This is a genomic window from Pseudomonas sp. GM48 (assembly GCF_000282335.1).
Taxonomy (GTDB): domain Bacteria; phylum Pseudomonadota; class Gammaproteobacteria; order Pseudomonadales; family Pseudomonadaceae; genus Aquipseudomonas.
The window spans coordinates 23,898-31,138 of sequence record NZ_AKJM01000021.1 but is presented as its reverse complement, the minus strand read 5'-3'; the positions used below and the strand labels follow the sequence as shown (position 1 = coordinate 31,138).

Annotated in this window: 10 protein-coding genes; 3 read left to right on the top strand and 7 right to left on the bottom strand. The window is 56.5% G+C overall.

Annotation, left to right across the window (positions count from 1 at the left end; all coding sequences use genetic code 11):
• From PMI28_RS25530 to PMI28_RS25540, 3 genes are all read left to right on the top strand, one after another.
• The coding region (locus PMI28_RS25530) for an oxidoreductase (protein ID WP_007982347.1) at positions 1-290 on the top strand (290 nt) is incomplete at its 5' end.
• 75 nt (positions 291-365) lie between these two features.
• Positions 366-1,109, top strand: coding sequence for an SDR family oxidoreductase (locus PMI28_RS25535; protein WP_007982346.1), 744 nt, complete (start codon positions 366-368; stop codon positions 1,107-1,109).
• Positions 1,110-1,212: 103 nt separating this feature from the next.
• Positions 1,213-2,508, top strand: coding sequence for an NAD(P)/FAD-dependent oxidoreductase (locus tag PMI28_RS25540; RefSeq protein WP_007982345.1), 1,296 nt, complete (start codon positions 1,213-1,215; stop codon positions 2,506-2,508).
• 118 nt (positions 2,509-2,626) lie between these two features.
• On the opposite strand, the gene PMI28_RS25545 is transcribed toward PMI28_RS25540, so the two are convergent.
• The 7 genes from PMI28_RS25545 to PMI28_RS25575 all read right to left on the bottom strand — a co-directional run bounded on the left by PMI28_RS25545 (position 2,627) and on the right by PMI28_RS25575 (position 7,200).
• Entirely contained in the window at positions 2,627-3,214 is a 588-nt protein-coding gene (locus PMI28_RS25545; protein WP_007982344.1) for a flavin reductase family protein, read from the bottom strand.
• Positions 3,215-3,271: 57 nt separating this feature from the next.
• Positions 3,272-3,721 (bottom strand): SRPBCC family protein, encoded by a 450-nt coding sequence (locus PMI28_RS25550; protein WP_007982343.1) that lies wholly within the window; start codon positions 3,719-3,721, stop codon positions 3,272-3,274.
• A gap of 66 nt (positions 3,722-3,787) precedes the next feature.
• A complete protein-coding gene (locus PMI28_RS25555; RefSeq protein WP_007982342.1) occupies positions 3,788-4,429 on the bottom strand; it encodes an NAD(P)H-binding protein in 642 nt (213 codons plus the stop codon).
• A gap of 15 nt (positions 4,430-4,444) precedes the next feature.
• A complete protein-coding gene (locus PMI28_RS25560) occupies positions 4,445-5,104 on the bottom strand; it encodes an SDR family oxidoreductase (protein WP_007982341.1) in 660 nt (219 codons plus the stop codon).
• 25 nt (positions 5,105-5,129) lie between these two features.
• Positions 5,130-6,296 carry a serine hydrolase domain-containing protein gene (locus PMI28_RS25565; RefSeq protein WP_007982340.1) on the bottom strand — a complete coding sequence of 389 codons (1,167 nt, stop codon included), beginning with the start codon at positions 6,294-6,296 and terminating at the stop codon, positions 5,130-5,132.
• 71 nt (positions 6,297-6,367) lie between these two features.
• Entirely contained in the window at positions 6,368-6,754 is a 387-nt protein-coding gene (locus PMI28_RS25570; RefSeq protein ID WP_007982339.1) for a nuclear transport factor 2 family protein, read from the bottom strand.
• A 62-nt stretch (positions 6,755-6,816) separates the two neighbouring features.
• Entirely contained in the window at positions 6,817-7,200 is a 384-nt protein-coding gene (locus tag PMI28_RS25575) for a nuclear transport factor 2 family protein (RefSeq protein ID WP_007982337.1), read from the bottom strand.
• Positions 7,201-7,241 lie beyond the last annotated feature (41 nt).

Below are 7,241 nucleotides of genomic sequence, written 5' to 3'. Positions count from 1 at the left end.
AAGGGGCCACCGCCACCTCGCGCGAGGTACCGGCCGACGTGGACATGGACGCCTTGAGCGCGCAGTTCAATGGCCCGTTCATTGGCAACAACAACTACGACCTGGAGATGGCGATCGAGCGTCGCGCACAAGGCAAGATCGACGCGGTGGCCTTCGGCCGCCTGTTCATTTCCAACCCTGATCTGGTCGAACGGCTGCGTCGTGGTGCCGAGCTGACCATCGCACCGCGTGAGTCTTACTACGGCGGTGGCGCCAAGGGTTACACCGACTGGCCAGTGGCTAACTACTGATCAGTCGCGAGCTAGAGCGAAAACCATCCAACTGCCCGGCTGGCTTGCGGGCAGTCACTATCGAGAGGGAGTCCCATGAATTATCTGCAAAACAAAACGGCGATCATCACTGGCGCATCGTCAGGTCTCGGTGCCGCATCGGCTCGAGCACTGTCAGCACTCGGTGTCCGGGTGGTGGCCGCGGCATTGGATCAAAAGGGTCTGGACGCGATCGTAAGCGAGTTGAAAAACGCTGGCGGTGAAGCCGTGGGCCGTGTCAGTGACGTGACCCAGCTTGACGATATGAAGGCTTTGGCTCAGTTCGCTCAAGACGCCTTCGGTTCGGTGGACATCCTGATCAACAACGCCGGACTGATGCTCTTCTCCAAATGGGAAGACCTGGCGGTCGACGATTGGGAAAAGATGATCAACGTCAACATTAAAGGCTACCTGAACGGTATTGCAGGGGTCCTGCCGTTCATGTTGAAACAGAAGTCGGGGCAAATCCTCAATATGGATTCGGTCGCCGGCCACCAGGTCGGTCCTTCCGCCGGCGTGTACAGTTCGACCAAGTTCTTTGTCCAGGCCATGACCGAGTCCATGCGTAAAGAGCTAGGTGTACAGCACGGTATTCGGGTCAACACCATCAGCCCGGGCGTGATCAACACCGGTTGGGCCGACAAGGTCACCGATCCGGAAGGACGCAAGGCGGCCCAGGAACTGAACAAAATCGCCATTGCTCCGGAAGACATTGGTCGAGCGGTGGCCTATGCCCTCAATCAACCGGCCAACGTCACCGTCAATGACCTGATTATTTCGCCAACCCGTCAGGATTGGTAATCAGCCGCTAAGCCCAATGACACTCGACGCCAACTTGCAAGGGGGGATCGAGCGTCATTGGGTTTTTCATTCTCTACGCACTGCAATACCACGAGACCTATAAATGACTCACCGTATCGTAATTGTCGGCGGTGGTGCTGGCGGTCTGGAACTCGCTACTCGCCTGGGTAAGACTCTGGGTAAGCGTGGCCGCGCTAGCATCACGCTGGTTGATGCCAACTTGACTCATGTCTGGAAGCCGCTGCTGCATGAAGTAGCCACCGGTTCTCTGAACTCATCAGTGGACGAGCTGAACTACGTGGCCCAGGCCAAATGGAATCACTTCAACTTCCAACTCGGGCGCATGAGCGGGCTCGACCGCGGCACTAAGCGGATCCAGCTCGCTGCGTTCCTGGACGAGAGCGGCCGTGAAAGGTTGCCCGCGCGTACTTTGCCCTATGACACCCTGGTCATCGCCGTGGGTAGCAACACAAATGATTTCGGGACCTTGGGCGCGGCGCAGCACTGCCTCTTTCTGGACACGCGCGAGCAGGCCGAACGCTTCCACCAGCAGTTGCTCAACCACTACCTGCGCGCACATGCAAGCGATGTAACTAACGAGAGTATTAGCGTGGCCATCGTCGGTGCCGGTGCCACAGGCGTCGAGTTGGCTGCCGAGTTGCACCATGCCGCGCACGAACTGGCAGCCTACGGGCTGGACCGCATTCAACCGCAGGACATGCATATCACGTTGATCGAAGCCGGCTCGCGGGTATTGCCTGCGCTGCCAGAGCGTATCAGCGTACCGGTACATAGAACCTTGGAAAAACTCGGTGTACGGGTCATGACCAACTCCGTTGTCAGCGAAGTCACTGCCGATACACTCAAAACCAGCAATGGGGACGTAATCGAGGCAGGTTTGAAGGTCTGGGCTGCAGGTATTCGGGCGCCTTCATTCCTCAAAGACATGGGAGGGCTGGAAACTAACCGTATCAATCAGTTGGTTGTGCGCCGGACCCTGCAAACGACCGAGGACGACGATATCTTCGCCTTTGGCGACTGCGCTGCTTGCCCGCAGCCGGACAGTGACAGCAACGTTCCTCCGCGGGCCCAGGCCGCCCATCAGCAAGCTTCGATGTTGGTTAAATCACTCGCCGCTCGACTGGCTGGCAACAAACTTCCGACCTTCGTGTATCGCGATTTCGGCTCGCTGGTTTCGCTTTCGCGCTTCTCGGCAGTCGGAAACCTGATGGGTAATCTAACCGGTACCGTCACGCTAGAGGGCTGGTTGGCGCGGATGTTTTACGCCTCACTGTATCGCATGCATCAAATCGCCCTTTACGGGATCTTTCCGACTTTGATGATGATGCTCGGAAACCGAATCGCTCGTGGCACCGAGCCTCGTCTGAAGCTGCACTGACTCGAGTGCTCTTACAGGACTTAAGTAAGGGAGGGGGATGCGCCAGAGGAGTCGGAGCTGACCCAATAGGGGGCGTCGATCATGGCGCTGACGACAGCCAACTCTTTTGGACTGCCCCCTACGTTGCCTCCTCGCCATTCGCTTGCATGGCGTCGCCGGTGGCGTAGAACTGGCCACCCGCGATGTAGTGCAGGCTGCGCCAGGCGGGGTCGGCGTTCTCGAACTGCCAGTGTCCGTCCCTGAAGATGCGCGTGTCGGCCCAAGCGCCAACAACCTCGCCAATGAACAGGTCGTAGGTCTGCTGGTTATGTGGTTCCGGTAGCAGTTTGCACGCCAGCCAGGCTGAGCAACCTGCCACGAACGGCAGATCGTAACCGTCGATTTCAAACAGCTCTACACCCGAATCCATCAGCTTGTCCGGCTTGTGGAAGAGGCTGTGAGTCCCTAGCTGTCGAGTCAGGTTCAGTTGCGCCACCGTAGGCACCTGGATAACAAATGTTCCGCTCTGTTCAACGAGCTCTCGCGTCTTGGCGATTTTGTCCAATACCACGGTGAGCTTGGGTGGCGAAAAATCCAGAGCACACGCCCATGCGGCAGCCATGACGTTCTGTACGCCACCATGGCGAGCGGACACCAGAATCGTCGGACCGTGGTTGATGAGTCGGGATGCTTTCTCCAGTTCGACTGGGGCGATGTATTGATCCATGGTGAGTCCTTTGGATAATTACCCCGGCAGCTCCAGGCTGGCCGGGGCATGACGGGCTTACGCAGTCTTGCTGTCGCTCAGGTAGCGCTGAAGACTTTCGTGGCCGCCTACGATGAGCGATTGAATACCTGCAGTTTGTTCGCCTAGTGGATCAGGTTCGCGAGTATCGAAACTTGCCGACCACAGAATCACGGTCTTGTTTTGCCCGGTCAGTGGAATCAGCCTCACGGTTGCCACATAGTTGTCCACTGGAAGCGGCGCCTCTTCGAAGCGGTAGGAGAACTGCAGGTTGGTTTCGTCCATCGCCAATAACTTCTCGCGAATAATCGCGCCGTCCTGCAGAGTCAGTCGGCGAATACAGCCCACCAGGCCATCCGGTTGACCATCTTCAATAATGCTTTCTGGAATGGCGGGGTGCCACTTGCTGATTTGACCGAAATGCTTCAACACGCCCCAAACACGACCAGCTTCGCCGTCAATGAGGGCGGAGTACTCAACTTTTGCCATGATTTAAAAACCTCAGTCTATCGTTATGTTTCAATTTAAAGTTCGGTAACATCGTTACTGGCTGTCCTATCCCAGGCGATCGGACGTCACCACATGAACACCTGGTACTGGGTTGATAGCCGCTTCCAGCAACGCCTGGGCAATATTCGCTGGCGGATTGAGACGCCAGCGCTTGGGCAATAAAGGTGCGGCCATTTTCAGTAGGAGCACCAGAATGCGTTCGCCGAGGCGAACTTCCTCTCGCTGACCACCAATGACACCCGGTCGTATATGTGTGAGTGAGTTGAAGCCCACATCACCCAAATCTTGCTCTAATTGGCCTTTGACCCGGTTATAGAAAAAGTACGAGTTGATATCTGCACCGATAGCCGAGTTGAGCACGTAAGTCTGCGTGCCGTGCGCTCGTGCCAGTCGTGCAACGTCCAGCGGGTAATCATGGTCCACCCGATTGAACGCCTCCTTTGAGCCTGCTGTTTTCAGGGTCGTACCTAGCGTGCAAACCACGGCATCTGCCTTCAACCACGCGGCATCCTCGGCAAGTCGCTCAAAATCTACGAGAGGGGCCAAAAGTTTTGGGTGTTCAGGTAATGGGCGGCGTGTCGGTGCAATCACCAGGCTGACGCGTGGGTCAGACAGCGCCAGCGCCATGACATGGCGTCCGACTAACCCTGTCGCGCCGACCAGGAGCAACTTCACTGTGTGCGCCATGATGTTTTCCTGTGATCAGTTGCGTACGAATTGCTGGATGGATTCGTCAATCGGGGTGTCGCCCTGGGTCAGTTCGATGATGACGCGGCTGATCGCCGGTCGCTCAATGATCTGCATTAAGGTAGTTGCCACATCATCGCGCGGCACATCTCCATAAGGGATGGCGAGGCCTGTACGCACCTTGCCGGTGCCGGGGGAGTCCAGCAGGGTTCCTGGACGCAGGATTACCCAGTCCAGATCGGTTTCGGCGAGATGAACATCTGCGCGCTTTTTCACAGCCATATAGTTTTCGAAGGTCTCAGAAATATCTGCACCTCGAGAGGCTTCCGGAAAGGCCGACACCAGGAGAAAGCGACTGATGCCTGCAAGTTGCGATGCAGCAACGGCTTTCTCCAGTCCTTGGCCATCGATGGCGTTGGTCATTTCCGGTCCACCCTTACCGCCAGCACCAGCCGAAAATACAACGACATCGCTGTCGGCCATCAGCCCGGCCAGCCCGGGGACGTCGAGATCAAGCAAACTACCGGCAACGGGCGTTGCGCCCAGCGCCTTCAACTCGTCAGCTTGTTCGGCGTGGCGGTAAAGCGAGCGAGGTTCGTGACCATTCGTGACAAGTTGCTGTGCAAGGCGACGACCGACTTTGCCCGCACCGCCGACGATAAAGACTTTTTTCATGATCTCTCCTGACAAGCGTGATGATTCAGGCCGGCTTGTCCACGGAGTGGCCATAGACGGCATCGCGGACTGCAAAAGGGAAAGCGCCGGACATGCCTTCAAAGGATGTATTGGTCAGTGAAACCACGGTCAGTTTGCTCACTGGATCCACGAACCAGTAGTGGCCGTAGACACCACCCCATTGGAGTGTGCCCTGGTTATGGGGAGTGTCCGACTGACTGGCATCGGACAGAACTGCCCAACCGTAACCGAATCCCCAGCCAGGCCCCTGCGTTTGTACCTCGGAGCCGACGTGATCCTGCATCATCTTCTGTATTGTTTGGGGGGTGAGCAGTCCTGCGCCGTCTGTACGAATTGCTTCAAGAAAGCGAAGTACATCACCCGCGGTGCCGGCCATGCCCGCACCACCAGAGTGGTAGGACGCCGGGTTCAGAATACGGCTGGGGGAGAAGCGCACTGCGCCTTCGACCCCGGGTAAATCAAGAGGCACTTGCATGCCCTCGCTCATCACCACCGGTGCAGGCGTTCCATCTGCATAGGGCTTGGCCAGTCGAGTCAGATCGCTGACATGGAATCCGGTATCCTCCATCTTCAGGGGGCCGGTTACATACTCACGCACTACCTCGCCCAAGCGGCGCCCCTCAACTCGCTCGATTACAGCGCCAAGCACATCGGTGGCAAGCGAATAGTTCCACTGTGCACCGGGTGAGAACAACAGTGGTGCGTCAGCTATACGCCTCAAGTTTTCTTCAATGCTTAGTCCAGGTTGATCCATCCCGTCGGATACATTGAGGCGGTGATAGTCGCTGTTCTCGTTCATGAAGAACCGGTAGTTCAGGCCAGCGGTATGGGTAAGGAGATGATGAATGGTGATGTCGGGTTCACTTCCGTCAGCCAGGCGAGGGCGAAAGTTCGGGAGATAGCGGCTGATTGGTGCATCAAGCTCAAGGTGTCCTTCCTCTACCAAACGCATCACCGTGGCTGAAACAATGGGTTTGGTGACCGATGCGAACCGGAAGATTGTATCTTCTTGCATAGGCGTGCCGGCTTCACGATCGGCCTGGCCTGAAGCGTTGTGATAGATCAGCTGACCGTTCTGGCTGACGAGCACCACAGCACCGACGATACTGCGTTGATCAATCGCATGCTGGATCACTGTGTCGAGGCGTTGGGTCAAGGATGAATTTGGCATCGTGCGTTACTCTTTCAAATTCGCTTGGGATTTACGCACCGACCCGCAGGCAGCGGGTTGATGCAGATGACTCAGCCTTCGAACTGGTGGTAGACCTTGGCTATGACCTTCCAGCTGCCATCGATCTTGATCAGCGTCAGGTAGTCATTGTAATCGGCGCCAATGGCGTCTTTTTCCATGTCCACACGCACCACGGCGGTGGTTGGGGTGATGGCCAGCACGTCCAGTCGGGTGGTGATGTCCGGCGCCTTGCCATTCTGGCGAACGAACTCGAACAGATTGTTGATCGAACCGCCCAGCAACTCACCGTTGGTGAAGCCATACATCACAGCATCTTTATGGAAGGCTTCGGTTAGGCCCGCAACGCTACCAATTTGCAAGCTATCAGCGTACTGCTGAGCGACGGCAATAACAGCGTTGTACTCTTGGGTTGGTACCGCTTTGATGTTCTTGCTCATGAGTTTTTCCCTTTTGAAATCACGAGGTGCCTACGGCACCTCGTGATTGGTATGGTCGGTGTTTAGGGGGCTACATGGGTGTGATAGATCTTGCTTACCACGGTCCACTTGCCTTCCACTTTCAACAGGTTGAAGAAGTCGGTGAAGCAGAAGCCGGAGATGTCGTTGGTATCAATCCGCGCACTGGCGGCAGTGCCAACGATATCGATGTTGACGATCACACCCTGGGCCTCTGGCGATGGGCGAAATGCACTGTCGATGACGTCGAACAGGCCCTGGATCGGTCCGCCACTGAGCTTGTTATCGGCATCCACACCGAAGATGGTTGCCTGCTCGCTGAAAGCCGGTTTCATGATGCTGCTCTTGGCCTGTTTGCCACCTTCGTTGTACTTGTTCAGCACTTCGACGATGGCGTTGTATTCCTGCACATAGGTTGGCTTGCTCATTACGTTACTCCTGATTGAAATTGGGGAAATCAATAGGGTCC

Excerpts from the sequence above, each read along its gene's own strand:
- PMI28_RS25535 (WP_007982346.1), top strand. The coding sequence starts at position 366 with ATGAATTATCTGCAAAACAAAACGGCGATCATCACTGGCGCATCGTCA.
- PMI28_RS25540 (WP_007982345.1), top strand. The coding sequence starts at position 1,213 with ATGACTCACCGTATCGTAATTGTCGGCGGTGGTGCTGGCGGTCTGGAA.
- PMI28_RS25545 (WP_007982344.1), bottom strand. The coding sequence starts at position 3,214 with ATGGATCAATACATCGCCCCAGTCGAACTGGAGAAAGCATCCCGACTC.
- PMI28_RS25550 (WP_007982343.1), bottom strand. The coding sequence starts at position 3,721 with ATGGCAAAAGTTGAGTACTCCGCCCTCATTGACGGCGAAGCTGGTCGT.
- PMI28_RS25555 (WP_007982342.1), bottom strand. The coding sequence starts at position 4,429 with ATGGCGCACACAGTGAAGTTGCTCCTGGTCGGCGCGACAGGGTTAGTC.
- PMI28_RS25560 (WP_007982341.1), bottom strand. The coding sequence starts at position 5,104 with ATGAAAAAAGTCTTTATCGTCGGCGGTGCGGGCAAAGTCGGTCGTCGC.
- PMI28_RS25565 (WP_007982340.1), bottom strand. The coding sequence starts at position 6,296 with ATGCCAAATTCATCCTTGACCCAACGCCTCGACACAGTGATCCAGCAT.
- PMI28_RS25570 (WP_007982339.1), bottom strand. The coding sequence starts at position 6,754 with ATGAGCAAGAACATCAAAGCGGTACCAACCCAAGAGTACAACGCTGTT.
- PMI28_RS25575 (WP_007982337.1), bottom strand. The coding sequence starts at position 7,200 with ATGAGCAAGCCAACCTATGTGCAGGAATACAACGCCATCGTCGAAGTG.